This window comes from Algicella marina, assembly GCF_009931615.1.
GTDB classification, from domain to species: domain Bacteria; phylum Pseudomonadota; class Alphaproteobacteria; order Rhodobacterales; family Rhodobacteraceae; genus Algicella; species Algicella marina.
The window spans coordinates 288,606-312,774 of sequence record NZ_CP046620.1 but is presented as its reverse complement, the minus strand read 5'-3'; the positions used below and the strand labels follow the sequence as shown (position 1 = coordinate 312,774).

Below are 24,169 nucleotides of genomic sequence, written 5' to 3'. Positions count from 1 at the left end.
CTTGTCCTATTGATTAGGACAAGTGACCTAATTCGTCAAGCCACTAAACCTTGGACTGGGTCATTTGGCCTGCAATCAGGCAGCCGCCTGGTGGAAACTGATGCAGTTGCGCCCCGCCGCCTTGGAAGCATAGAGCGCCCGGTCAGCCCGGGAGAGGAGGTGCTCGACCCGTGGACGTGTGCCTGCCGGTATCATCGCCACACCGATGCTGACGGTCACGTCCACCCTCCGTCCGCAGGGCAGCAGCACCGGCGTCCGCTCCACCGCGCTGCGGATCGCCTCGGCCAACCTCCGCGCGCCAACGGCATCAACACCGGGGCGAACGAAACAGAACTCCTCGCCGCCCAGCCGCGCCACGAGGTCGCCATCCACCATCTGCTCCCGTAAACGGCGGGCCACGCACCGCAACACCTCGTCACCGCCGGCATGGCCATAGCTGTCATTCACATGCTTGAAGTGATCGAGGTCCAGCATCATCGTCGCGGCCGGACGGCGTTCCGCCTCCGCCGCGCGGCACATCCGCTCCAGTTCGGTTTCCGCGAAGCGGCGGTTGTGAAGGTTCGTCAGCGGATCGACGAGCGAGAGGTGCACGCCTTCGGCCAGCACCCGGCGCAGCACTTCGGCCTGCCGATGGTTGCGCAATTGCGCCCGCACCCGGCCAACGAGTTCGCCCGACTGCATGCGGGCCTCACAGAAGTCGCTGGCCCCAAGTTCAAGAACGCTGGCGGCCAGCACGGGCGTCTCGCCGCGCAGCACCATGATCACCGGAATACCCCGGGTTTCAGAATTGTGGCGCATCTCCGACAGTGCCAGCAGGCCATCACACCCGGACTCGGGATCATGGCCGATGATACAGGCGCGCGTCCCGCTCCAGTCGATGCCGGCCAAGTCGTCGAGCCCGCTGGTCACGGTCCGGTAACCGCCCACGGAAAGCTGGCGGCTCCACTCCGCCCCGTCGAACTGTGTGCCCGGCAACAACCGGATAACGGGCTGATCGTCGCTGTATGCGCTCCGCCGGGCATGCACGGATGCGCCCTTCAGAACCTGTGCCGCCTCCCCACGCAGTCTCAAGCCGTCCATCATGTGGCGCACGCGTACCAGGTGGCGCAGCCGGGCCGTCAGCATCGCGTCACTGCCGCTGCGCAACACGATGTCGTCAGCCCCCGCTGAGAACGCCTCCGGCACCGGCGGATCGTTGGCCGGCAGGACCATCAGCACCGGGATCCCGGCGCTGCCGGGCGTCAGTTTCAGGGCACGGCAAAGCTGGCGGCAAGTCCGCGCTCCCGTTTCCGGGGACAGGACGATGACATCGGGGTTGGCGGATTCCACCTTCTGGAAAATGTCCTCGAACCCGTCGGAGACCTCCACACGGAAGTAATCCGCCTCCAGCCGCACGCGAAACAGGGCCCGCAGGGCTGGTACGGGGCTGACAATGAGGACTTTTCCGCTCATGAAGTGCCTGTGAGGCGCTACCTTTCCTTGTTTGGAGAACTCTCGCCAGCACAGGTTAACAAAAGCTTTACGGCTACAATTTAACGTAAACATGTGACGCAACGGAAACTGACCGCATGACCCCCAAAGCTGCCGCCGAACTCGCCGTCTCCGCCCTCATCTGGTTGTCGGAAGAGCCCGACCGCATGGGCGCATTCCTCGCACAGACGGGCGCAGATGCCGCCAACATCCGCGCCGCCGCGCAGGATCCGGCGTTTCTCGGCGCCGTACTGGATTTCGTGCTGCTGTCGGACGAAGGCGTACTGGCGTTCGCCGAGCAGCATCAGGTCCCGCCGGAAACCATCGTCGCCGCCCGCGCCGCACTGCCCGGCGGCGACCTTCCGAACTGGACGTGACGCCTCAGTCCCGCTCCCGGTCCGCCTCCGACACCTGCAGGCTGGCCAATGCCTCGCGCATCCGGTCGGGCAACGGCATCGGCCGGCGAGTGTCCCGCGCCACGTAGACATGCGTGAACCGGGCCTCCGCCGCCGCCTCCCTGCCGTCCGGCGCGAACAGACCCACATCATACTGCACCGACGACGTGCCGATGCGCGAAACGCGAAGCCCCACCGCCACCGGCTCCGGAAAGCCCAGTGGCGCGTGGAAGACGCAGGCCGATTCAACTACCAGCCCGATCACCGGCCCGCCCGGCACGTCCAGGGCTCCGGAGGCCTTCAGCCAGCCATTCACGCAGGTGTCCACGTATTCATAGAAGACGACGTTGTTCATGTGCCCATAGGCATCATTGTCCCGCCAGCGGGTGGTCATGTCCGTGAAGTACGCATAGGCTCGGCGTGTCTGGCGGGGACGTTTCATTTCTGCTCTCGTCAACTCGTTGATCCTGCCCTTATCGGGCGTCAATCTGGGCCAGAATGAGCCTGACGGAAAGGGTGCGCAATGGTTATCCGGGGATTGCTGTTTGACAAGGACGGCACGCTCTTCGACTTTCAGGCAAGCTGGAGCGCATGGGCCGGCGGCCTGATCACCCGCCTCGCCGGGCCGGAGCCGTCACGACAGGGGCATCTCGCCGCCACCCTTGGTTATGATCTCGCCGCACGCCGGTTCCGCCCGGAAAGCCGGGTTATCGCGGGCAGCGTGGAGACAGTTCTGGGCCTGATCAGGCAAGCGCTGCCGGATGTGCCGCAGGAAATCATCCTCAACGAACTCCTCGAAGGCACAGCCGACGTGCCGCAGGCACCCGCGGCCGATCTGGTACCGCTGCTCCTGTCCCTGCGCGCGCAGGGTCTCGCCCTCGGCGTCGCCACCAACGATGCCGAGGCTCCGGCGCGCGAGCATCTGCGCGATGCCGGCATCCACGATCTCTTCGATTTCATCGCCGGGTACGACAGCGGCTTCGGCGCCAAACCGGCTCCGGGCATGCCCGAAGCCTTCGCAGCGGCCACAAGTCTGCCGCCGCACCAGATCGCCATGATTGGCGACAGCACTCACGATCTGCACGCCGGGTTCGCCGCCGGCATGGCGCGGGTCGCGGTTCTCACCGGCGTCGCGGGGCGCGACGACCTCGCCCCGCATGCAGACGTGGTTCTCGACAGCATCGCCGATCTGCCCGACTGGCTCGCGTCCCTCAAACCGACGTCGGAAATGTCGCAAACGGCCATGCCCTGACAGACACCACCCGCTTGGATAGGCGGAAAGGGAGACCGAGATGAGCGACAGGAAAGGCGCAAGGACGCAACGCAGCGGCGGCAGAGCAGGCAACAGCCGCCGCGCCGGCAGCGGACCGGCGATCCGGCAAAGCCCGTGGGCCCAGCCGGAAAACACCGACCGCCCCACCGAACCGCTGACGGAAACGGGCGTCGCCGCCATCCACGACGGCGCGATGCGCATTCTGGAAGACATCGGTATCGAATTCCTCAATGACGAGGCGCTGGAGCATCTGCGCCGCGCCGGCTGCACCATCGAGGGACAGAATGTCCGCATGGGCCGCGACTGGGTGATGGAAATGCTTTCCCACGCGCCCGCATCGTTCACCATCACCCCGCGCAACCCCGACCGCACCATTACCATCGGCGGGCGCAGTATGGCCTTCGTCAATGTCTCCTCGCCGCCAAACGTGATGGACATGGACAGGGGCCGCCGCGTCGGCGACTTCGAGAGCTTCAGGGATTTCATGAAGCTTACGCAGTATTTCAACTGCATCCACGTCGCCGGCGGTTATCCGGTGGAACCGGTGGATATCCACGCCTCCGTGCGCCACCTCGATTGTCTGTTCGAGAAGCTGACGCTGACAGACAAGGTCTGCCACGCATATTCCCTCGGCTCGGAACGGGTCGAGGACGTGCTGGAAATGGCCCGCATCGCCTCCGGCCTGAAGGCGGAGGAATTCTTCAGCCGTCCCCGCATCTACACGAACATAAACTCCTCCAGCCCGTTGAAGCACGACTGGCCGATGCTCGACGGCGCAATGCGCTTCGCCCGCCGCGGCCAGCCGGTGGTGGTCACCCCCTTTACGCTGGCCGGTGCGATGGCGCCCGTGACGATGGCGGGCGCGGTCACGCAATCGGTGGCCGAGGCTCTCGCCGCCATCGCCCTGCTGCAATTCCTGAATCCCGGCACACCCTGCGTGATGGGTACGTTCACCTCAAACGTCGACATGAAGAGCGGCGCTCCCGCCTTCGGCACGCCCGAATACATCCGCGCCACTCAGATGACAGGGCAGATGGCGCGCTTCTACGGCATCCCGCTGCGCGCCTCCAACGCCTGCGCCGCCAACGTACCCGACGGCCAGGCGATGTGGGAGAGCATGAACTCGATGTGGGCTGCCGTCCAATCCGGCGTCAACCTCGTCTACCACGCCGCCGGCTGGCTGGAGGGCGGGCTGATCGCCTCCTACGAAAAATTCGTGATGGATTGCGAAGTCATCCAGCAGTTCCAGCGCTATTTCGACCCGGTGCTGACAGATACCAGCCCGGGCGGCATTGCCCTCGACGCCATCGCCGAGGTCGGCCCCAACGGCCACTTTTTCGGGTGCCAGCACACGCAGGACCGCTACGAGACCGCGTTCTACTCCCCCTTCCTCAGCGACTGGCGCAACTACGAGGCATGGGAAAGCGCGGGTGCGGAATGGACACCGGAGAGGGCAAACCGCACCTGGAAGGCAATCCTCGCCGACTACACGCCGCCCCCAATGGACGAGGCCGTGCGCGAGGAACTCGCCGCTTTCGTGGCCCGCCGCAAGAAGGAAGGCGGCGCGCCCACGGATTTCTGAGGCGGGCATAATGCCCAAAGCTCATTCCGCCGCCACTGTCCGTGCGTAGCGCATCGGCGAACACCCGACTTCCCGCTGAAACGCCGAACTGAACGCGCTGACGGAACCGTATCCCGCCCGCGCACCAACTTCCGCCACGCCCTGCCCGCCGCCCGCCAGCAGATGTTTGGCAAGCGTCATCCGCCAGCTCAGCAGATAACCCATCGGCGGCACCCCGAAGATCCGGTTGAACCGGGTGTAGAAGGCGGACCGCGACAAGCCCGCCTCTCTGGCCAGTTGCGCCACCGTCCACGCCTGTTCCGGTGCGCGATGCATCGCCCGCAGGCTCGGGCCGATACGCGCATCCGCAAGCCCCTGCAAAAGGCCCGGCGACCCACCGGGCTGACCGGAGGCGCGAAACGCCTCGATCAGCAACACTTCCAGCAGATGCTGCACGATCACGTCACGTGCTGGCCTGTCCGCCCGCGCCTCATCCCGCAACAGTCCGGCCAGAGCACCCAACCGCTGCTCCCCGCGCACGACCACCATGTCCGGCAACAGCGAGACCAGAAGCTCCGAATCGGCACTGCCGAAGCTGCAGTGCCCGACCAGTTGCTGCACATCCACAGGTCCGTCCACGGGGCCAATGCGAAAGACACCGTCCTCCCCAACGACAGGCCTGCTCGTCGTGCCGCTGGCGGGCGGTGGATCGACGCTGGAAATCGTGAACCCCCGCGCCGCCGGCACCAGCACGAAATCTCCGGCGCCCATCTCCAGCAGCGCCTTGCCATCGAGTTGCAGGCAGACGCGCCCTACCAGCACGAACGCATAGAACACTTCCGTCACATCCTCCCGCCGCACCCGGAACGGGCCGGAAGCCGCCGCCAGCTTCGAAGAGGGCGTCTGCGGCCGCAACAGGGAGATCACCTCGGACAAAGGATCGCGCATTTCGGACTTTCGATAAATTTTTGCGGACGTACAGCAGTAGATCGTACGCCTCTCGCTGGCGATATCAAGAGCATCGAAACGAAAGGACCAATTCCCATGCAAACTGTCATGATCACCGGCTGCTCTTCCGGCTTCGGGCTGGAAACCGCCCGCCACTTCCTTGACCAAGGCTACGCCGTCATCGCTACCATGCGCAATCCGGATGCCAGCCTCCTGCCCGCTTCCGAACACTTGCGCATCCTGCCGCTCGATGTAACCGAGGCTGACAGCATCGCTTCGGCCGTCTCTGCCGCCGGGCCAGTCGACGCGCTGGTGAACAACGCGGGCATCGGCTGGCTGGCACCGTTCGAGGCCACCCCGGAGGCAATTGTCAGGGATGTCTTCGAAACCAACACGTTCGGCCTGATGGCCATGATCCGTGCCGTGCTTCCCGGCATGCGTGCCCGGGGCACCGGCGTCATCGTCAATGTCACCTCAAGCGTAACGATGAAGCCCCTGCCGCTCCTGCCGGTCTACACCGCCTCCAAGGCCGCAGTGAATGCCTTTACCGAATGTCTCGCGCTCGAACTGGCACCGCTGGGCATCCGCAGCCGCATCGTCCTGCCGGGCCGTGCCCCGGATACCAGTTTCGCCAGCAACGCCATGTCGAGGATGGGCATCGCCGATCCTGCCCCGGCCGACTATCAGCCATTCATTGACGGGGTCATGGCCGCGTTCATGGCCGAGGCGACGGAGGAGATGACGGAGCCGGATCACGTGGTGCAGGCGATCTGGCGGGCCGTGACGGACCCTGATTGCCCGCTGCACCTGCCGGCCGGACACGATGCCGAGGCTCTGGCCGCCTGACATCCGGCCGTCCGGGCAGCACGCCGTTGCTGCCCGGGACAAAGCCTTGCCTCCGGCACCCGCGATGCCCCCTGCCTTGACATTCGCCGCGCGTTCCTGCCCTCATCCTCACCGCCAGAAAGAGGGTCAGAATGCGCATACATGTTCTTGTCGGCACCGACGACACCGCCTTTGCCGACGCTGTCTTCGCTGCCTGTGAACGGGCCGCGGAGCCGCTGGGGATAGACCTCGGCCTCTCGCAACTTTCCGGGCAGGCCTTCGCGGTGGAGGCCGACGGCGATACACCCCTGATCCTCACCCCGGTCCCCGGCACCGCCGATGCCACCGCCATCGCCGCACTGCCGGCGTTCACTGTCGAGGTCCAGCCGGAGAACATCGCCGCGGGTGGCGGGCCGGTCGCCGGCACGAACGCTCAGATCTACGGCCTCGGCATGGGCGGCTACGCCGCCGCGCTGCGCCTGATCGCGGAGCGTGTGGCATGAAGGTCCTGCTGCTCAACGGCCCCAACCTCAACATGCTCGGCCTGAGGGAGCCGCATATCTACGGCGCGACGAAACTGCCGGAGGTCGAGGCGCAGTGCATGCGCGAAGCGCGGGAGCTGTCAATCGATCTTGAATGCCGCCAGACCAATTCCGAAGGCGAACTGGTGACATGGGTGCAGCAGGCCCGCGAAACCCACGCCGCCATGATCATCAATGCCGGTGCCTATACTCATACATCCGTGGCGCTCCACGATGCGCTCAAAACCTTCGAGGGTTTGGTAATCGAGCTGCACATTTCCAATCCCCACCGGCGCGAGGCTTTTCGCCACACCTCCTTCGTTGCCCCGGCAGCCGATGCGCTGATCGCGGGCTTTGGCGTTGCCGGCTATGGCGCGGCGCTGCGGGCGGTGAAGGCCCTCGCGGGCTGACGGCGGCCTCTCGACAATCGCGGCCGGAACCCGTACCCCGCCCCTGCGAACCAATCCGAACGGACATGCCAGCAATGACCACGATCACCGTCTGCACCACCTGCCGCCAACCGGCCCTGCGCGAAGCGAAGGAAGGTGCGCCTTGCGGCGAGGCCCTGCTCGCCGCCGTCCGGGAGGCAGCCGAAGGTGCGGAAAGCGTGAGCGTGCGCGGCACTGCCTGCCTGATGGGCTGCGAGCACGGCTGCAACATCGCCATCTCCGGCACCGGCAAACTCACCTACGTTCTCGGTTCCTTTGCACCTGGCAAGGAAGCCGCCGCCGGCATCGTCGAATATGCTCAGGGTCATGCATCCAGTGACAGCGGTGCCGTGCCCTTCCGTCAGTGGCCGCAGGCGATCAAGGGCCATTTCGTCGCCCGCATCCCGCCGCTGGACGATCCCGCGCCCGATCTCGGCTGAGAGCCCCGCCGCCGGCTGTCCGGCGAATTCCGACCTCAGCCGCCCTTCAGCACCAGCGGCAGCCCGGCGGCCACGAAACTCACCCGCGGCACTGCCGCCGCCACCCGCGCGTTCAGCCGCCCCTGCGCATCCCGGAACGCGCGCGCCAGCGCATTCTCCGGCACCAGCCCCATGCCCACCTCGTTGGAGACCATCAACACCGGGGCGGGCGCATTCGGCAGCGCCGCGATCAGGGCCTCTGTTTCCGCCTCTATGTCACGCCCGCGATGCATCAGGTTCGACAGCCACAGCGTCAGGCAATCGAGCAGCACAGCATCCGCCCCGCCAGCACGAATCTGCGCGCAGATGTCCAGCGGCGTCTCCACCGTCTGCCAGCCCGCACCGCGTCGCGCCCGGTGCGCAGCGATGCGCGCCGTCATCTCGTCGTCCCCCGCCTCCGCTGTCGCCACGTAGCGCCGAACCGGGCCCAGCGCCTCCGCTTGTGCCTCGGCATAGCCACTCTTGCCAGACCGGGCGCCGCCGAGCACGAGGTGATGCTGCTGCATGGCCGTTTCCCTTCCGTTTGCCGGGCGAGACAACCATATTGCCCCCACCCCGGCAAGCCGTTGCGGCGGGCTTGCGTGCCCCGGTCTGAAACCGTAGAGACGAATGGCAAAAAAGGAGTGCGAGCCATGGAATTCGACCCGGCGCTCAGAGAAGAGGTAAAAGCCGCCATCGACGGCAAGACCAAGCCCGTGGGCTCACTCGGCCGGATCGAGGAGTTGGCCGAGCAGCTCTGCCTTCTGCAGGGCACCACCCGCCCGAACGCCGACAGTTGCGGCCTCACGATCTTCGCCGCCGATCACGGCCTCGCCGATGCCGGCGTCTCCGCCTTTCCCAAGGCCGTCACCCAGCAGATGGTGCTGAACTTCATGGGCGGCGGCGCGGCCGCAAATGCCTTCGCCGGAGCCTTCGGCGTCACCGTCCGGGTCGTCGATGCCGGCGTCGAGAACCCCGTCGATCATCCCAACCTGCTGGTTCACAGGCTCGGTCCCGGCACAGCCAACAGTGCGGAGGAACCGGCGATGTCGCCCGGTGCCGTCGCCGACGCCCTCGACACCGGTCGGGAGTTCGGTGCGTCCTGGGGCTTTCCCGTCGTGGCCTTCGGCGACATGGGCATCGGCAACACCGCCACCTGCGCCCTGCTCATCCACAAGATCACCGGCCAGAGACTGGCGCCGCTGGTCGGCCCCGGCACCGGCCTTGATGCCGAAGGCGTGGCCCGTAAGCTGACGATCCTGCGCAAGGCCGCCTCGCGCACCGGCAAACTGCAACCCATGCAGGCGCTCAGCGAATACGGCGGCTTCGAGATCGTGATGATGGCCGGCGCGATGATCGGCGCGGCGACGGAGCGGCGACTGGTGCTTGTCGACGGCTTCATCGCCTCCACCGCCGCCCTGATCGCCCTGACGCTGGAGCCGGAACTGCGCCCCGCCTTCGTGTTCTGCCATGCCTCGGCGGAGCCGGGCAACAAGGCGCTGGCCCAGCACCTCCATGCCGAACCGCTGCTTGACCTCAACCTCCGTCTTGGCGAGGGCACGGGTGCTTTGCTTGCCTGGCCGCTGGTGCAAGCGGCGGCTGCAATGATGAACCGCATGGCGAGCTTCGAGGATGCCGGCGTCAGCGGCGCCCACTAGCGTGGCCCGGCGGGAACTCGCGGCACTCCTGCTCGCCTTCCAGTTCCTCACCCGGCTGCCGGTGCCCGGCGCATGGTCGCCCGCAGCGATGGCCGCCGCGCCCCGCTGGTTCCCGGCAGTCGGTGCCCTCCTTGGTGCTTTCGGAGCCGCGGTCATCCTCGCCGCCACCCCGCTCTTCGGGCCGCTCGTCGCCGTCCTGCTGGCCCTCGGCTGGCTGGCCCTGATCACCGGCGGCCTGCACGAGGACGGACTGGCCGACATGGCTGACGGCCTCGGCGGCGGCGGCACGCGCGACCGGGCGTTGGAAATCATGCGCGACAGCCGCATCGGCAGCTACGGCGCCCTGACGCTGCTGTTCACCGTCGCGTTGACCGCCGCCACCCTCGCCGCGATGCCCACCGCCGGCCTCGCCGCCACGGCCCTCCTGCTCGCCCAGTCCGCCAGCCGCTTCTCTGCCGTCCTCGCCATGGCAACCAGCGCCTACCAGCGCAGCGAGGGCGCGGGCGCCGCCACCGCACGGCCCATCGGCCCGTTGCCTCTCACCTTCGCCGCAATCACCGGTCTGGCCCCGGCCCTCCTGCTGCCGCTCCACCTCTGGGCCGGGGCCCTGATCGGCCTCGCCGCCGCCCACATCGGCACCCGCGCCCTCTACCAGCGCCGCCTCGGCGGCTACACCGGCGATTGCCTCGGTGCACTCCAGCAGATTTCGCAACTCGGCCTCCTCCTCGGGGTGTTGGCATGGTCCTGATCCTGATGCGTCACACCCGTCCGGAGAATGGCGAAGGCCGCTGCTACGGTCGCACCGACCTGCCACTGCCGCCGGACGCGGCGGCACAGATGGACGCCGCCCTCGCCACGCTCACGCACCCGCCGCAGGCCCTCGCCACCAGCCCGGCCCGCCGCTGCCGGCTGCTGGCCGACCGCGCTGCGCGCCGTTTCGGTCTCATCCCGCAGGTTCTGCCGGACCTGCGGGAGATGAATTTCGGAACGTGGGAAAACCGCAGGTGGAGCGAGGTGCCCCGCGCCGAACTCGACCAGTGGGCGGCAGACTTTCTTCACGCCCGTCCGCATGGAGGCGAGAGCGTCGCCCAGATGCAGGCCCGTGTCCTGCCAGCCCTCGCCGCGCTGCAGGGTGCAGGGACAACCCTTGTCGTTACCCACGCAGGGGTCGCCAAGATCGCCGCGGCGGCCATGGGGCACACCGACCCGTGGACGCACTCACTGCCATACGGCGAGACGCTCACCATTCCCGCCACACTCAGCCTCGCGCCCGCCGATGCCTGACCGCGGCTGGCGCAAGGCGACACGCACCGGCCACTTCGGCGAGTTTCTGCAGGGCAGGCTCGGCCCTGACGGTCCTGTCGCGCTCATCACCCTGCCATGCAGCGCCAGCAGCGTCACGGCCGCGTGGCGTCCCGGCGGCCCGTTCTTCTGCCACGCCCCCGGTCTCCGCTTCCCTCCCGAGACATACCGCACCCTGTTCCGCGCCGTTCTCGGAACAGTCCCCAACGGCAGACTCGTCCTGCGCAGCAGCCTGCCCGCGGGTCATGGATGCGGCGTCTCCACCGCCAGCCTGCTGGCCGTGCTTCAGGTGCTCGGAGAGGACATCACCGCCGCCAGCACCGCCCTGACCCTCGCCGTCGAAGGCGCCACCGATCCGCTTATGCTGGCGGAACCGTCCCGCCACCTGTGGGCCTCCCGCCGGGGCGAAAGCCTCGCCCTGATGCCGTCTCCCCCCGTGTTCGACATCGTCGGCGGTTTTCTCGGCCCGTCGCAGCGAACCCGTGCCGAGGACAGCACATTCGCGGACATCTCGGATCTCGCAACCGCCTGGCCAGCCGCCGCCGGCGCCGGTGATAGGGCAGCCCTCGCAGCCCTGGCCACCGCCTCGGCCACCCGCAACCGCGCCCTGCGCGGCGGCCCCGACCTCGCGCCGCTGCTGGCGGCGACCGATGACCTCGGCGCCCTCGGCCTCGCCTGCGCCCACACTGGCTCGGCCGTCGCGCTCCTGTTCGCCCCCGACGGCATTCCCGCCACCGCCCGGCCCCGCCTGCGCGCGCTCGGCCTCACCGGTATTCGCAGCTTCCGCAGCGGGGGCACCCCGTGACCCTCAGTGCCATGCTCATCGCCCTCGCGCTCGACACCGCCTTCGGCTGGCCACAGCGTCTCCATGCCGCCATTGGCCACCCCGTCACATGGATCGGCGCCCTGATCGCTTGGCTGGAGCGGCGAATGAACCACGCAGGCGACAGCCGGGCCGCCCGCCGCGCCAGAGGCCGCAACGCCGCCCTCCTGACCATCGCCGCAGCCGTCCTGCCTGCCGTTGCGATTGCCGCGGCGCTCCCGGGCGGCTTCACCGGCGCACTCCTGACCGGCCTCCTGGCCGCCCCGCTGATCGCCAGCCGCAGCCTCTATGAGCATGTCGCCGATGTCCTTCGCCCGCTTGCCCGGGGCAATACCGAAGCCGCCCGCACCGCCGTCGCCCGTATCGTCGGCCGTGATCCCGACCTGCTCGACGCCCCCGGCATCGCCCGCGCCGCCATCGAAAGTCTGGCGGAGAACGCCTCTGACGCCGTCATCGCACCGCTGTTCTGGGGGGCGCTGCTCGGTCTGCCCGGCATCGTCGCCTACAAGGCAATCAATACCCTCGACAGCATGATCGGCTACCGTTCCGACCGGTTCGAGGATTTCGGCCGTTTCGCCGCCCTGCTCGACGATGCCGTCAACTGGGTGCCCGCCCGCGCCACCGGTCTCGCCCTCGCCCTTGCCGGACCACGACCGCGCGCCGCCATCGCTGTCATGCGCGCCGATGCCCCACGTCACCGTTCGCCCAACGCCGGCTGGCCCGAGGCGGCGATGGCTGCCGGCATCGGCTGTCGTCTCTCCGGCCCCCGCGCCTATGCCCGCGGGCCCGAGGCGCAACCGTGGCTCAATGGCGAAGCGCCGGATCCCACCGCCGAAACCGGCCCCGCTGCCCTCGGCCTCTATCGCCGCATGCTCACGGCGGTTACACTCGCCCTGCTACCCCTTGCGATGCTGGAGGCGTTCTGGTGAGCCGCGACCACGGAGGCAATCTCGGCGCGGCCATTGCGCGCTACGGCGGCCAGGCTGAGAACTGGATCGACCTCTCCACCGGCATCAACCGCCAGCCGTACCCCCTGCCGGCAATTCCCGCCCACGCCTGGCAGGCGTTGCCGACGGCAGAGGCCAGCTCAGCCCTTGTTGCCGCCGCCCGCGCTGCCTACCGCACCGATGCCGCGCTGCTGCCGCTGGCCGGTGCACAGGCGGCAATCCAGCTCCTGCCGCGCCTGCGCCCGCCCGGCACCGTCCATGTGCTGGAGCCGACCTACAACGAACACGCCGCAAGCTTCCGCGCCGCTGGCTGGACCGTCAGATCCGTGGCCACACCTGCAGCACTGCCCGGCGCCGATGCCGCCGTTATCGTCAATCCCAACAACCCTGATGGCCGGCTGCTGGATGCGGGCGAAATACTGGCTCTCAGCCGTGACATCCCGCTGCTGATCGTCGACGAAAGCTTCATGGATCCGACGCCAAAGTCCAGCATCGCCCCTCACCTCGGCACCCCCGGCCTCATCGCCCTGCGATCCTTCGGCAAGTTCTACGGCCTCGCCGGCCTGCGCCTCGGCTTCGCCGCCGGGGCGCAGGCCGATATCGCCGCCCTGAGTGCTGCCGCCGGTCCATGGGCCGCCTCCGGCCCGGCGCTGCACGTCGGCCGGATGGCGCTGCTGGACACGAAATGGCAACAGGCCACCAGCCGCCGCCTGCATACCGAAACCCGCCGCCTCGACGCACTGGCCGAAGCCGCAGGCTGGCGGAGCGTTGGCGGCACCGCCCTCTTTCGCCTCTACCAGACACCCGGCGCAGAGATGGCACAGTCCAGCCTCGCCCGGTCCGCGATCTGGTCGCGCATCTTTCCCTATTCCGAAAGCTGGCTGCGCCTCGGCCTGCCAGGTTCGGCTGCGGAATGGTCACGTCTGACAGCCGCCCTCGCCTGAAATCCAGCCATCGAGGCCACAAATCCCGTTTGCGTCGCCCGATGTCGCAATCAGGCCGGAACCACCCGCGCCCGTGGGGCAAGCCGCGAGGGAGACAACGCCCGCGAGGACACCATGCAAGCCGCCATCCTCCACGCCTTCGGCACGCCCCTCTCGATCGAAGAGATCATCCTGCGACCACCCGGTCGCGGCGAAGTCGCCGTCCGCATCGACGCCTGCGCCATCTGCCACTCCGACATCGCCTACATGGACGGCGCCTACGGCGGCACACTGCCGATGGTGCTGGGCCACGAGGCCGCCGGCCATGTCACCGCCACCGGCCCGGGCGTGACAGGCATCGCCACCGGCGACGCCGTGCTCGTCACCCTGATCCGCGCCTGCGGCACCTGCCCGGCCTGCGCCGCCAACGCGCCGACCAGTTGCGACAATGCCTATGCCGCCACGGTCAGCCCGATTTCCGGCACTGCAGGCCCTGTATCGCAAGGCATGGCCACCGGTGCCTTCGCCGAAGCGGTGGTGGTCGACCAGAGCCAGTGTGTCGCCCTGCCGGAAGACATCGACCCATCGGTCGCCTGCCTCCTGTCCTGCGGCGTCATCACCGGTTTCGGAGCGGTCACCAACACAGCGAAACTGCAACCGGGCGAAAGCTGCGCGGTGATCGGCGCCGGCGGCGTCGGCCTCAACACCATCCAGGCGGCGGCGCTGTCGGGGGCGTCGACGGTCATCGCCCTCGACCTCTCTGACGAAAAACTCGCCCGCGCCCGCACCTTCGGCGCGACCATGGGACTGCGCGCCGACGATCCGGCCGCCGACAGCCTCCTGCGCGAGGCCACGGGCGGCCGCGGCGTCGATTACGTCTTCGTCACCGTCGGTGTCCCCCGTGTCTTCGAGACCGCCACGACCCTGCTCGCCCCCGGCGGCGCCATGGTCATGGTCGGCCTGCCTTCGGTTGACACCCGCGTCTCCTATTCGCCGACGGCCATCGCCGCCATGAACCAACGCCTGCTCGGCTCCCGCATGGGCCAGACCGTGCTGAAACGCGACATCCCGGCGCTGATCGAACTCTATCGCGACGGCCGCCTGCAACTGGATAGTCTCGTGACCGCCCGCTACCCGCTCTCGCAGATCAACGCCGCCATCGATGCCGCGCGCCAAGGCAAGGCCGTCCGCAACGTCATCGTCTTCTGAACCCGCCCGCGGTATAAGAGACACCGCGCACCGAAAGGCACCGCGATGCATCTGACCGATCTCGACATCCTCGTCACCGGCAATCCCCCGCCCTGCCATGGCGGGCGCTATTTCATCTTCGTGAAACTGACCACCTCGAACGGCATCACCGGCTGGGGCGAGGTCTACGCCGCCACGGTCGGCCCGGCGGCGATGAGCGCAGTCATCGGGGATGTCTTTTCCCGGCACATGCAGGGTCGCAGCCCGGAACAGGTGGAGGCGATGTTTCGCGCCGTCTACTCCGCCGGCTTCTCCCAACGCCCCGACCCGACCGTGATGGGCGCCTTCTCGGGGCTGGAGATCGCCTGCTGGGACATCATCGGCAAGGCGCGGGAGCGGCCGGTACATGCGCTGCTGGGCGGCAGGCTGGGCGAGCGGTTGCGGGCCTATACCTATCTCTACCCGGCGCCGGGGGAGGATGCGCGCGCCTTCTATACCTCGCCCGACCGGTCGGCCACCGCTGCGGCGGTGGCGGTGGCGCGCGGCTACACCGCCGTCAAGTTCGATCCGGCTGGCCCCTATACCATCATGGGCGGCCATCAACCGCTGCCGGAAGACCTCGCCACAGCCGCCCGCTTCTGCACCGAAATCCGCGGGGCCGTCGGTGACCGCGCCGACCTCCTGTTCGGCACACATGGCCAGTTCACCCCCTCCGGTGCCATCCGCATGGCCCATGCCATCGCCCCCAGCCAGCCGCTGTGGTTCGAGGAACCGGTGCCGCCCGACAATCCGGCCGCCATGGCACAGGTCGCCCGCCACAGCCCGGTGCCCATCGCCACCGGCGAACGGCTGACGACCCGCGCCGATTTCTGGCCCCTGCTGCGCGATGCCGCCTGCGGCATCATCCAGCCGGCCACCGGCCGCGTCGGCGGCATCTGGGAAGGCCGGAAACTGGCGGCTCTGGCCGAGACTGCCGGCGCCCAGTTCGCGCCGCATCTCTACGCCGGTCCGGTGGAATGGGCCGCCAACATCCACCTTGCCGCCACCTGTCCCAACACGCTGATGGTCGAGACCATAGAAACCCCGTTTCACGACAGCCTCATCGGCGGCGCGATCCGCGTCGAGGAGGGGTTCATTACCGTCCCCGACGCGCCCGGCCTCGGCATCGACTTCGACGAGGCGCTGGCCCGCGCCCATCCCTGCGACAGCGACAGCCTGCATCTCGAAATGCAGCCAACTCCTTATATGCCGGGCCCTTCAGACTGGGCTGGCGGCTGACATCTTTCGCCTCCCCGACGTGCGCATCCTCACAGATCACCCAAGGCGCGGATGATATCATCACATCCGAATTCCAAGGCCGGATAGGGAGGCCCGGAATGACGGAAACAGACATCACGGATACCTCGACCGCGCGGAAATCCCGCGTGCGGGAGCGCGACTTCGCCATCGTCGTCGCCATTTCCGCCGCAGCCTTCGTTTTGCTGGTGGCCTTCGGCTGGGTGCTCTTCCGTTCCGGCCTGCTGGATTACCCCGATATCGCCGCTGGCGAGGTCCGCGCCGGGATGGATGCCTATTTCAACGAAGCACTGGCCTACCGCGAACGGCGGCTGACGCTCGCCCTGATGCTTCGCACCTTCCTCACCGGCTTTTCCTTCATCGTCGGCCTCGCCCTCAGCACCATCGGCGGCGTCTTCATCCTCCGCCAGGTCACGACCCTGACGACGATTGCCGGCGGCATCGGTGAACCGACGGTTGAGGACAAACGCATGCAGTTCTCCTTCGCCGCCTATTCGCCCGGTGTCGTCTTCCTTGTCGGCGGCGTCGCTGTCATGGCCTTCACCCAGGTGCTGGCCATCAACATCCGCGCGGTGGAGGTGACGGCGCCGGGCGGCATCCTCTGGTGCATGGCCGAGGATGGCTCGGGCTATGAGCTATGCGGCGAAGCCCGCAGCCTCGCCACCCCTTCCCACCAACCGGCAGACCCCGAACCGTTCGATGTCTGTGTCGGCCCGGGTGGTGTCAATCTGTGCCCAAACGAGGAGGAAGAGCCATGAAACAGCTGACCTTCGCCGCCGCCATGCTTCTGGCCGGCCCTGCCAGCGCCCAGTCCGTCTGCGCCCCGGATGCCAATGGTCGTTATTCCGCCGCCTGCGTCCGTGCCGCCAAGGCCCAGGGCTATGCAGAGGGGGTGGAGAGGACATGCCGCGGCGTCGGTTGGCGCTACTCCGCCACCAACGGCCCGGCCTGCACACATCCGGCGCGCCTGGCTGGCGAGGGCGATGACGACGCACCGCCTCCGGACACGATCAGATGAGGGCCGTCCTGATCGTGGTGGCAGCGGCGGGCCTGCTCGCCCACACTGCGGCCGCGTTGGCTGCAGGCGCCGAGGTCTGCACTGCGGATGAGAACAACCGTTTCACGGCGGAATGCCTTCGCCTCGCGCAGGAAACCTCCTACGCGCGTGGCTACACCGATGCCTGCAGCCATGCCAAGGGCACGATCGCCATCCGCGAAGGCGCCCTCCGCCGGTGTTATCCGGCCTACGGCGGAAACCCGAATTTCAGTCTCTTCAGCGATACTGGTCCGGCAGGATCATACCTCTATGTTCCGCCGGAACTGGAGTTGTATTCGCAATAGCCGTGTTCATGTCCGGCACAAGTCCAGTATCGTTCGCGTCAGGTCATCGGGGCGCGAAAAATAGGCCGAGTGGCTCGCGTCGATATTCGCCACCCGTTCCACCGGCGTTTCGCTCAGGCATCTGTCCTGCAGCGCCGGCGTCACCGCCCGGTCCTCCGTCAGCCGGATATAGGCGCGCGGCACCTGGCCGAAACGCGCTTCCGTCAGCCGCAACCGGCTCAGCGCCGGGCGCAACGGCTCCCTGCACAGCAGGCTGCGGCCCAGCGCGTTATCTTCGACGCTGCAATCATGATAGAGCCCGTCGCGGTAGATCTCCGGGCTCAGTGCATCCCACATCCCCGTCGCACTCACACTGACATGCGGCTGCAGCAGTGATGCGCGGTCGCGGCGGAAATACTCCGCCGCCCGTCCGCCCGTCGGCAGCATGTAGGAGGCCAGATAGACGGTGCGGGCGATCCGCTCCGGTGCCCGCTCCGCCAGAGCGGAGGCCAGCACGCCGTAGCGGCTGTGGACAACCACATGCGTCTTTCTGTCGGTCGGCAACCGGGAGATCACGCGACACGGATCCTGCGCAATGATGGCAGGCGGGCTTACGGCCAGTCGATTTCCTGGCCGAACTTCGCCCACATCCGGTCCAGCCGTCCGCGGGCGTCGTCGGTCAGGATCGACTTGTCGATCTCGTTCCAGCGGTCGCGGTTGCTGAAGCCCTGCGCCGCCCGTTCCGGCACGTTTTCCACTTTCTGGCGGAAGGGCTTGCCCCGCTCCTGCACGAAGGCAACGTCAAGCGCCTTCAGGCAGGCGGGATGAAATGGCCGGTCGATGGCGGCGAACACCCGCCGCAGCTCCGCCTCGCCATCGTCGACCAGCGCCTTGTGGGAAACGGCCACGCTGACGGGCGAGGCGTCGTCGGCGATGATGTCGGCCATCTCGCAGATCTTGGCCAGCCCCTGCTCGTGCTTTTCCTTGAACCACTTCGCCCGGCTCAGGATCACGTCGCAGGGATGGCGCAGGATCGTGATGAACGTGCCGTCGGGAAAGCTCTGCTTCATCGCGTTCCAGTACCAGGCGCGATAGCCCTCCGGGTCGCTGGCGGGTGACAGGTCCCGGCCGATGGTGGCCGCGCCCAGCGGCTTGTGAAACCAGTATTTCTCTTCGCTCGGCATCATCTGCAGGAACATGCCCCGCACCGCCGCGCCACAGCGCTGCTCATCGGTGCGATGCTGCTCGTTGTTGATGAAGGGCAGCACCTTCTCGGCGGCGAAATAGCCCCGGATCACCAGCGAGATCGTCTCGCCGCATGTCTGGAAATCCGGATGATGGCGAAAGATGCCCTGCAACAGGGATGTGCCGGACCGGCCGGCGGATATCAGCGTCACCGGCGATGTGACATTACTCTCGTTGGGCATCGGTTCCTCCTTCGGGCCAGCCCCGCTACCACGGGGCCGAAACAGGCGTCAAGGCTGGCACTGGAACGCCGGCGCCTTTGCTGCTTATATGTCGCCGAAACAGCTGTGGACAGGCCCGATCATGCGTATCCTTCTCCTTCTTTCCGCCCTGCTGGCGCTCTCCGCCTGCGAAACCGTCAAGGGTGTGGGCCGGGACATCACCGGCGCCGGCAACGCGCTCGACCGCACCTTCTGATCGCCACGCCGCGACGGGCGCCAAAGCCCGCGCCGGTGGCTCGATGCCACCGGCGCGGGCCGCTCGCTCGCAGTCTCCTCAGTGCTGGCTCTGGATGAACGTGCCGTTCTGCAGGTCACGCATCGCCTGTCGCAGCTCCGCCTGCGTGTTCATCACGATCGGCCCGTGCCACGCCACCGGCTCGCCCAGAGGCCGCCCCGACACCAGCAGGAAGCGCACGCCCTCCGGCCCGGCCGTCACCTTCACCTCGTCGCCCGTATCGAACTGAACGAGCGTTCTGTTCCCCGAGAGATCGCGGATGTTCAGCTCCTCGCCCGCGAATTCCTTCTCCACCCGCACGCCGTAAGGCTGGCTGGCATCACGGAATTTTCCCGCCCCCGCAAAGACATAGGCGAAGGCGTGCGCATAGGTATCCACCGGCAGCACCTTCGTCTTGCCCGGCGGCACGGACACGTCCAGATACACAGGCTCCGCCGCGATCCCGTCCACCGGGCCGTTCTGGCCCCAGAACGAGCCGACGATCACCCGCACCCGCGTGCCGTCATCGTCGATGATCTCCGGGATGTCGGAGGCGCCGACGTCCTGATACCGCGGCGGCGTCATCTTCAGGCTGCCGGGCAGGTTGGCCCACAACTGGAAGCCGTGCATCTGCCCGTCGGCGTTTCCCTTCGGCATCTCCTGGTGAAGGATACCGGATCCGGCCGTCATCCATTGGACGGAGCCGGGCTTCAGCACCCCGGAGTTGCCGAGGCTGTCGCCATGCGCGACCTCGCCCTCCAGCACATAGGTGATCGTCTCGATCCCCCGGTGCGGATGCCACGGAAACCCCTTGGCATACTGGCTCGGATCGTCGTTGCGGAAGTCGTCGAACAGCAGGAACGGGTCCAGCATCGTCGGGTCGCCGAACCCGAACGCCCGGTTGAGATGCACCCCCGCCCCTTCGAGCGTCGGGCGCGAAAGCGTTTCGGATTTCACGGGACGGAAAGACATGGGCTTGCCTCCTTTCAGGCTGCGTTGGCTCCAAGATAAGGGGAAGCAACGACGAAACAATCCGGAAAACGGGAAAAGACTGTCTACCAAATCAGAACGGATGCGGAGGCCAGGCGCCCGGCCTGCCGTCCACTCCCATCTCATTCGAACCGCCAATTGCCCACCCGGCCCGGACTCAAGGGCGAAGCCCGCCGGGCCAGCGCCGGCCCGCCCGCACGGGCTGGCGCTTTGGCTGCCATCCGCGCAAACCTTCAATTTCAAAGACATACAGCGAGCAAAAAGCGCAAGGCATCAATGAAAACGGCGCCACCCCACGCGCCGCCCCTGCCCCTCCGTTGCGTGAACACTGGCGTAGGGTGGGTTTCAACCCACCGTCTTCAAAGCCCGAGCGACGCCTTGAAGGCCTTCCAGGCGGCCTCCTCCGCATCCCAATCATCCCCCTCGAACCAATGCTCCGGCACCGCCACCCCCTCCGGCAACTTCGTATGCACCTTGTGCCCGAACGCCTGCGCCACCTGTTCCTCGAAATCTTGCGGCAGATGTGCGAGAATCGTAAAATCGGTCCTCAGTCGCGCTCCTTTAAGAATAGTGCGCCTGAAGTCCGCTCCCTTAAGTCGCGCACCACCAAAGTCCGCCCCCACCAGACGCGCGCCAGAAAGGTTCACCCCCTCCAGCCCTGCGTAGCGAAGGTCCGCACCCGCCAACCGAGCGTCGCCAAGATTCGCACCCTTGAGCCTTGCATCGAAAAGCTCCGCGCCCTGTAGCCCCGCCCAGGCAAGGTTCGCGCCATCCAGTTGCGCCCTCGATAGGTCTGTGGCCTCCAGCCACGCTACGCCAATGTCCGCACTCTCCAGCCGCGCTCCGCGAAGGTTTGCGCCCTGCAGCCGCGCCCAGCGAAGGTTCGCCCCCTTTAGCTGTGCTTCACCAAGATCCGCCCCCTCCAGCCGCGCCCGGCCAAGGTCCGCCCCCTCCAGTCGCGCTCCGGCCAGCCCCGCGCCCTGCAGGTTCGCGGCGGGGAGCAGGATGCCCGGATCACCGGTATCAAAATCCGCAGGTTTCGGGCCGTCCATCCGGCGGCCCAGCACCGCTAGCGCCGCCTGTATGTCGGCCCGCGATCCCGGTGCTTTCTCCGGCAGCTTCGCGTTAAGGTAGCTCCGCCACATTCTGGTATAGTCGTTGCGGGTCATCTCCTTTTCCCACATCGGCCGGTCCGCTTCGTCCAGCACCACCGGCTCCCCGCAATTCTCCCGCACATAGGCCGAGAGTGTCTCGACGATCGGCCCGGCATCCCGCGCGCTGTCCTTCATCACCCGTTCCAGCGCGTAGATCGCGCCCAGCCGCACCTCGATGTTGCGCTCCGTCGTCTGCTCGCGCTGGATGATCCTCCGCTCGGCGCCGTGGCTGTCGAGGATCACCCGCTCCACGTCCTCGAATTTCGCCTTCGTCGCCCCAAGCTGCTCCACCGCCTTGGTGAAGAGTTCCGTGTAATGCCCCTCCTGCTTGATCTGCACATCGCGGCCCGCCAGATACGCCCGCCACGCCACCAGCGGCGCGCCGACGACAGCGGCGAGGATCAGCATCGCGTTGCGGTTTTCGGAATACCGCTCCACGCCAGTCATCGTGACGGCATTATAGCTTTCCACAAGCAGAAGGCCGATGCCCACCACCCAAGCCGCCAATGCGAGCATCGTCGCCACCCCAAGCGCCACCGCAAATGCCGCACACATCAGCCAGACAAAATATTGCTCCGGCTCCGACAGCCCGTCGCGGATGAACCGCTGAAAGGGCCAATTGCGGTGCATCCTGTCCCCGCCGCCACGCTCTTTTCCCATCAATTACCCAATCAAATTCGTCGCAATACCAAACCCATACCGAAACCATACCAAATCCATACGCGGAAAACGCCTCTTTTCAGCGGGTGCCGCATCCCCTATCACCCGTCTCATGGATCACCTCGAAAACCCCATCGCCGCCCTGGCCATATCCACCTCCCGGCGCATCTTCGGGGCGGCCGTCCTTTGCACCCTCGGCGCGTTCCTCGCCTTTCTCGCCGTCACCCTGCCCGAAGGCGGCGTGTTCGGGCGGGTGTTGCTTGGCGGTCTCGGGGCGCTGTTCTTCTGGTGGGGGGCCGCCTATTACCGCGCCACCGAAGGCGGGCTGGTGCTGACGGAGGAAGGTGTATTCGAAAGCACTGGCGAAGCCATCATCCCATTGACAAACATCAGAAAAGTGGATCGAAGCTTCTTCGCCTTCAAACCCTCCAACGGGTTTCTGATCGAGGCGAAGGCGCCGATGACGCGCCGCTGGAAGCCGGGTCTCTACTGGCGTTTCGGCCGCAAGGTCGGCGTCGGCGGTGCCACTCCCGGCAAGGCCGCCCGCGATTTTGCCGATGTCATTTCGCTGATGTTGACGGAGCGCGGGGCGGAACTGATCGCCGAGGCACGCCGGAATTCATGAGCGGTCGGGCGCGCCGTACTCCGCGATAAACCCCTGAAATGCCTCGTCCATCCGGTCCTCGTCAGCAAATTCGTCCAGCCGTTCCAGCAGCACCACCAGCAGGTAGTTGTTGCCCAGCCCATATTTCGCGTTGAGGTCGCGAAGGCGGTCATAGGCCGCCTCCGTCAGGTTCATCGACCGCCGTACCGGCAGCGCCAGCCGCGCTGGCATCACAGCCCCTTGGAGCCGTAGCTCGTCGCCACCCTACCGATGGAAACGAGATAGGCCGCCACCCGCAAGTCACTGACATCGCTACGCGAATGCCAGACCTCGCGCATGCTCTGATAGGCCCCTCGCATGGTGTCGTCGAGGCCGGAGCGCACCAGCTCCAGTTCACCGGCGCCTTTCAGATACTTCTGCTTGAACCCGTCGGACAGCGTCCATTTGACATCCGCCGACGCCGACAGCCGCTCCAGCTCGTTGACAAGCACGGTGTGCCGCGCCTCCTCCTGCCGCCGCTGCATCCGCCCGAACCGGATGTGCGACAGGTTCTTGACCCATTCGAAATAGGAAACCGTCACCCCCCCGGCATTGGCATACATGTCCGGAATGATCACCACCCCGCGCTTGCGCAAGATCTCGTCCGCCCCCGCCGTCACCGGCCCATTCGCAGCCTCGACCACCAGCCGCGCGTGGATATTCTCGGCGTTCTCGAGGTTGATCACCCCCTCCATCGCCGCCGGGATCAGGATGTCGCATTCCTTTTCCAGCACGGCGGCGCCGTTCTGCGTATACTCGGCATCGGGGAAACCGGCGACACCGCCATGCTCGGCGATATGCGCCTTCAGCGCCTCGATGTTCAGCCCCGCGTCGTTGATCACCGCGCCATCCCGCTCGATCACCGCCGTGATCAGCGCACCATCCTCTTCGGAGAGGAACTTGGCCGCGTGATAACCCACATTACCCAGCCCCTGCACCACCACGCGCTTGCCGTCTAGAGTACCTTCCAGCCCCGCGATCCTGATGTCTTCGGGATGGCGGAAGAATTCCTGCAAGGCATATTCCACGCCCCGCCCCGTCGCTTCCACGCGCCCGGCGATCCCGCCCGCATGCGGCGGCTTGCCGGTGACGCAGGCGGCGGAGTTGATGTCAGTGGTGTTCATCCGCCGATACTGGTCCGCGATCCAAGCCATCTCCCGCTCGCCGGTGCCCATGTCAGGTGCCGGAACGTTCTGCGCGGGGTTTATCAGGTCGCGTTTGATCAGTTCATAGGCGAAGCGGCGCGTGATCTGCTCCATCTCATGCGGCTCCCACGCCCGCGGGTCAACGCACAGACCGCCCTTCGAACCGCCGAACGGCGTCTCCACCAGCGCGCATTTATAGGTCATCAGCGCCGCCAGCGCCTCCACCTCGTCCTGATTGACGCTCATGGCATAGCGGATGCCGCCCTTCACAGGCTCCATGTGTTCGGAATGAACGGAGCGGTAGCCGGTGAACGTATGCACCTGCCCGCGCAACCGCACGCCGAAACGCACGGTATAGGTCGCGTTGCAGACGCGGATCTTCTCCTGCATGCCGGGCGGCAGGTCCATCAGCGCCACAGCGCGGCTGAACATCATGTCGACGGACTGGCGGAACGAAGGTTCGGATCCGGGCTGCATGGCAATACCTTTCTGGCTTTTTTCTCCCACGCCGACTGTAGAGGCGATTGCCAACATATTGCTACAGTTGTGTTTCGAATATTT

30 protein-coding genes are annotated in these 24,169 nt (G+C 66.9%); 20 read left to right on the top strand and 10 right to left on the bottom strand.

Features of this window, described 5'->3' with window-relative positions; all coding sequences use genetic code 11:
• Nucleotides 1-75: 75 nt before the first annotated feature.
• Entirely contained in the window at nucleotides 76-1,452 is a 1,377-nt protein-coding gene (locus tag GO499_RS01670; protein WP_161860553.1) for a diguanylate cyclase, read from the bottom strand.
• 116 nt (nucleotides 1,453-1,568) lie between these two features.
• On the opposite strand from GO499_RS01670, the gene GO499_RS01665 reads away from it, so the two are divergent.
• The gene (locus tag GO499_RS01665) at nucleotides 1,569-1,847 is read left to right on the top strand and encodes a DUF3572 domain-containing protein (RefSeq protein WP_161860552.1); all 279 of its coding nucleotides are present in this window, start codon (nucleotides 1,569-1,571) and stop codon (nucleotides 1,845-1,847) included.
• A gap of 4 nt (nucleotides 1,848-1,851) precedes the next feature.
• Here GO499_RS01665 and GO499_RS01660 read toward each other — a convergent pair whose 3' ends face one another.
• Entirely contained in the window at nucleotides 1,852-2,307 is a 456-nt protein-coding gene (locus GO499_RS01660; protein WP_161860551.1) for an acyl-CoA thioesterase, read from the bottom strand.
• An 81-nt stretch (nucleotides 2,308-2,388) separates the two neighbouring features.
• On the opposite strand from GO499_RS01660, the gene GO499_RS01655 reads away from it, so the two are divergent.
• Together GO499_RS01655 and GO499_RS01650 are read left to right on the top strand one after the other, a co-directional pair.
• Nucleotides 2,389-3,117, top strand: a complete 729-nt coding sequence (locus GO499_RS01655) for an HAD family hydrolase (RefSeq protein ID WP_161860550.1) — start codon at nucleotides 2,389-2,391, stop codon at nucleotides 3,115-3,117.
• A gap of 40 nt (nucleotides 3,118-3,157) precedes the next feature.
• The gene (locus GO499_RS01650; protein WP_161860549.1) at nucleotides 3,158-4,720 is read left to right on the top strand and encodes a trimethylamine methyltransferase family protein; all 1,563 of its coding nucleotides are present in this window, start codon (nucleotides 3,158-3,160) and stop codon (nucleotides 4,718-4,720) included.
• Between the two features lie 21 nt (nucleotides 4,721-4,741).
• Here the strand turns inward: GO499_RS01650 and GO499_RS01645 are convergent, their stop codons facing one another.
• Nucleotides 4,742-5,647, bottom strand: a complete 906-nt coding sequence (locus GO499_RS01645; protein ID WP_161860548.1) for an AraC family transcriptional regulator — start codon at nucleotides 5,645-5,647, stop codon at nucleotides 4,742-4,744.
• A 96-nt stretch (nucleotides 5,648-5,743) separates the two neighbouring features.
• Between GO499_RS01645 and GO499_RS01640 the strand changes: the two genes are divergently transcribed.
• The 4 genes from GO499_RS01640 (at nucleotide 5,744) to GO499_RS01625 (ending at nucleotide 7,861) form a co-directional block, all read left to right on the top strand.
• Entirely contained in the window at nucleotides 5,744-6,493 is a 750-nt protein-coding gene (locus tag GO499_RS01640; protein WP_161860547.1) for an SDR family oxidoreductase, read from the top strand.
• A gap of 131 nt (nucleotides 6,494-6,624) precedes the next feature.
• Entirely contained in the window at nucleotides 6,625-6,975 is a 351-nt protein-coding gene (locus GO499_RS01635; RefSeq protein WP_161860546.1) for a hypothetical protein, read from the top strand.
• Nucleotides 6,972-7,403: a type II 3-dehydroquinate dehydratase gene (gene aroQ / locus GO499_RS01630; RefSeq protein ID WP_161860545.1), complete on the top strand. Its 432-nt coding sequence runs from the start codon at nucleotides 6,972-6,974 to the stop codon at nucleotides 7,401-7,403. The genes GO499_RS01635 and aroQ overlap by 4 nt, the downstream gene beginning before the upstream one ends.
• 74 nt (nucleotides 7,404-7,477) lie before the next feature.
• Entirely contained in the window at nucleotides 7,478-7,861 is a 384-nt protein-coding gene (locus GO499_RS01625) for a DUF1636 family protein (RefSeq protein ID WP_161860544.1), read from the top strand.
• 35 nt (nucleotides 7,862-7,896) lie between these two features.
• Here the strand turns inward: GO499_RS01625 and cobU are convergent, their stop codons facing one another.
• Entirely contained in the window at nucleotides 7,897-8,406 is a 510-nt protein-coding gene (cobU, locus tag GO499_RS01620; RefSeq protein WP_161860543.1) for a bifunctional adenosylcobinamide kinase/adenosylcobinamide-phosphate guanylyltransferase, read from the bottom strand.
• Between the two features lie 126 nt (nucleotides 8,407-8,532).
• Between cobU and cobT the strand changes: the two genes are divergently transcribed.
• The 11 genes from cobT to GO499_RS01565 all read left to right on the top strand — a co-directional run bounded on the left by cobT (nucleotide 8,533) and on the right by GO499_RS01565 (nucleotide 17,357).
• The gene (gene cobT / locus GO499_RS01615) at nucleotides 8,533-9,537 is read left to right on the top strand and encodes a nicotinate-nucleotide--dimethylbenzimidazole phosphoribosyltransferase (RefSeq protein ID WP_161860542.1); all 1,005 of its coding nucleotides are present in this window, start codon (nucleotides 8,533-8,535) and stop codon (nucleotides 9,535-9,537) included.
• A gap of 1 nt (nucleotide 9,538) precedes the next feature.
• On the top strand, nucleotides 9,539-10,285 hold the full coding sequence (cobS, locus tag GO499_RS01610; RefSeq protein ID WP_284154859.1) for an adenosylcobinamide-GDP ribazoletransferase: 747 nt from the start codon (nucleotides 9,539-9,541) through the stop codon (nucleotides 10,283-10,285).
• Nucleotides 10,276-10,821 carry a histidine phosphatase family protein gene (locus GO499_RS01605; protein ID WP_161860540.1) on the top strand — a complete coding sequence of 182 codons (546 nt, stop codon included), beginning with the start codon at nucleotides 10,276-10,278 and terminating at the stop codon, nucleotides 10,819-10,821. Before cobS ends, GO499_RS01605 begins: the two co-directional genes overlap by 10 nt.
• A complete protein-coding gene (locus tag GO499_RS01600) occupies nucleotides 10,814-11,644 on the top strand; it encodes a propanediol utilization protein (RefSeq protein ID WP_161860539.1) in 831 nt (276 codons plus the stop codon). Before GO499_RS01605 ends, GO499_RS01600 begins: the two co-directional genes overlap by 8 nt.
• 11 nt (nucleotides 11,645-11,655) lie before the next feature.
• The gene (cbiB, locus tag GO499_RS01595; RefSeq protein WP_161863799.1) at nucleotides 11,656-12,591 is read left to right on the top strand and encodes an adenosylcobinamide-phosphate synthase CbiB; all 936 of its coding nucleotides are present in this window, start codon (nucleotides 11,656-11,658) and stop codon (nucleotides 12,589-12,591) included.
• On the top strand, nucleotides 12,588-13,553 hold the full coding sequence (gene cobD, locus GO499_RS01590; protein WP_161860538.1) for a threonine-phosphate decarboxylase CobD: 966 nt from the start codon (nucleotides 12,588-12,590) through the stop codon (nucleotides 13,551-13,553). The genes cbiB and cobD overlap by 4 nt, the downstream gene beginning before the upstream one ends.
• A 114-nt stretch (nucleotides 13,554-13,667) precedes the next feature.
• Nucleotides 13,668-14,741 (top strand): Zn-dependent alcohol dehydrogenase, encoded by a 1,074-nt coding sequence (locus GO499_RS01585; protein WP_161860537.1) that lies wholly within the window; start codon nucleotides 13,668-13,670, stop codon nucleotides 14,739-14,741.
• 45 nt (nucleotides 14,742-14,786) lie between these two features.
• Nucleotides 14,787-15,998 carry a mandelate racemase/muconate lactonizing enzyme family protein gene (locus GO499_RS01580; protein WP_161860536.1) on the top strand — a complete coding sequence of 404 codons (1,212 nt, stop codon included), beginning with the start codon at nucleotides 14,787-14,789 and terminating at the stop codon, nucleotides 15,996-15,998.
• 98 nt (nucleotides 15,999-16,096) lie between these two features.
• The gene (locus tag GO499_RS01575) at nucleotides 16,097-16,774 is read left to right on the top strand and encodes a hypothetical protein (RefSeq protein ID WP_161860535.1); all 678 of its coding nucleotides are present in this window, start codon (nucleotides 16,097-16,099) and stop codon (nucleotides 16,772-16,774) included.
• Complete coding sequence (locus tag GO499_RS01570) at nucleotides 16,771-17,034, top strand: hypothetical protein (protein WP_161860534.1); 264 nt, start codon at nucleotides 16,771-16,773, stop codon at nucleotides 17,032-17,034. The genes GO499_RS01575 and GO499_RS01570 overlap by 4 nt, the downstream gene beginning before the upstream one ends.
• The gene (locus GO499_RS01565; protein WP_161860533.1) at nucleotides 17,031-17,357 is read left to right on the top strand and encodes a hypothetical protein; all 327 of its coding nucleotides are present in this window, start codon (nucleotides 17,031-17,033) and stop codon (nucleotides 17,355-17,357) included. The genes GO499_RS01570 and GO499_RS01565 overlap by 4 nt, the downstream gene beginning before the upstream one ends.
• Nucleotides 17,358-17,363: 6 nt before the next feature.
• On the opposite strand, the gene GO499_RS01560 is transcribed toward GO499_RS01565, so the two are convergent.
• Nucleotides 17,364-17,912, bottom strand: a complete 549-nt coding sequence (locus GO499_RS01560; RefSeq protein ID WP_161860532.1) for an alpha/beta fold hydrolase — start codon at nucleotides 17,910-17,912, stop codon at nucleotides 17,364-17,366.
• Between the two features lie 35 nt (nucleotides 17,913-17,947).
• Nucleotides 17,948-18,763, bottom strand: a complete 816-nt coding sequence (locus tag GO499_RS01555; protein WP_161860531.1) for a sulfotransferase — start codon at nucleotides 18,761-18,763, stop codon at nucleotides 17,948-17,950.
• 121 nt (nucleotides 18,764-18,884) lie between these two features.
• On the opposite strand from GO499_RS01555, the gene GO499_RS01550 reads away from it, so the two are divergent.
• Nucleotides 18,885-18,998: an entericidin, EcnA/B family gene (locus tag GO499_RS01550; protein ID WP_284154858.1), complete on the top strand. Its 114-nt coding sequence runs from the start codon at nucleotides 18,885-18,887 to the stop codon at nucleotides 18,996-18,998.
• Between the two features lie 78 nt (nucleotides 18,999-19,076).
• Here GO499_RS01550 and GO499_RS01545 read toward each other — a convergent pair whose 3' ends face one another.
• Both GO499_RS01545 and GO499_RS01540 read right to left on the bottom strand, forming a co-directional pair.
• A complete protein-coding gene (locus GO499_RS01545; RefSeq protein ID WP_161860529.1) occupies nucleotides 19,077-19,988 on the bottom strand; it encodes a pirin family protein in 912 nt (303 codons plus the stop codon).
• A gap of 377 nt (nucleotides 19,989-20,365) precedes the next feature.
• Nucleotides 20,366-21,790, bottom strand: coding sequence for a pentapeptide repeat-containing protein (locus tag GO499_RS01540; protein WP_161860528.1), 1,425 nt, complete (start codon nucleotides 21,788-21,790; stop codon nucleotides 20,366-20,368).
• Between the two features lie 142 nt (nucleotides 21,791-21,932).
• On the opposite strand from GO499_RS01540, the gene GO499_RS01535 reads away from it, so the two are divergent.
• Nucleotides 21,933-22,445 (top strand): hypothetical protein, encoded by a 513-nt coding sequence (locus GO499_RS01535; protein WP_161860527.1) that lies wholly within the window; start codon nucleotides 21,933-21,935, stop codon nucleotides 22,443-22,445.
• Here the strand turns inward: GO499_RS01535 and GO499_RS01530 are convergent.
• A complete protein-coding gene (locus tag GO499_RS01530) occupies nucleotides 22,440-22,655 on the bottom strand; it encodes a hypothetical protein (protein ID WP_161860526.1) in 216 nt (71 codons plus the stop codon). The two genes, GO499_RS01535 and GO499_RS01530, sit on opposite strands and share 6 nt — an antisense overlap.
• Complete coding sequence (locus GO499_RS01525; protein WP_161860525.1) at nucleotides 22,655-24,085, bottom strand: Glu/Leu/Phe/Val family dehydrogenase; 1,431 nt, start codon at nucleotides 24,083-24,085, stop codon at nucleotides 22,655-22,657. Before GO499_RS01525 ends, GO499_RS01530 begins: the two co-directional genes overlap by 1 nt.
• Nucleotides 24,086-24,169 lie beyond the last annotated feature (84 nt).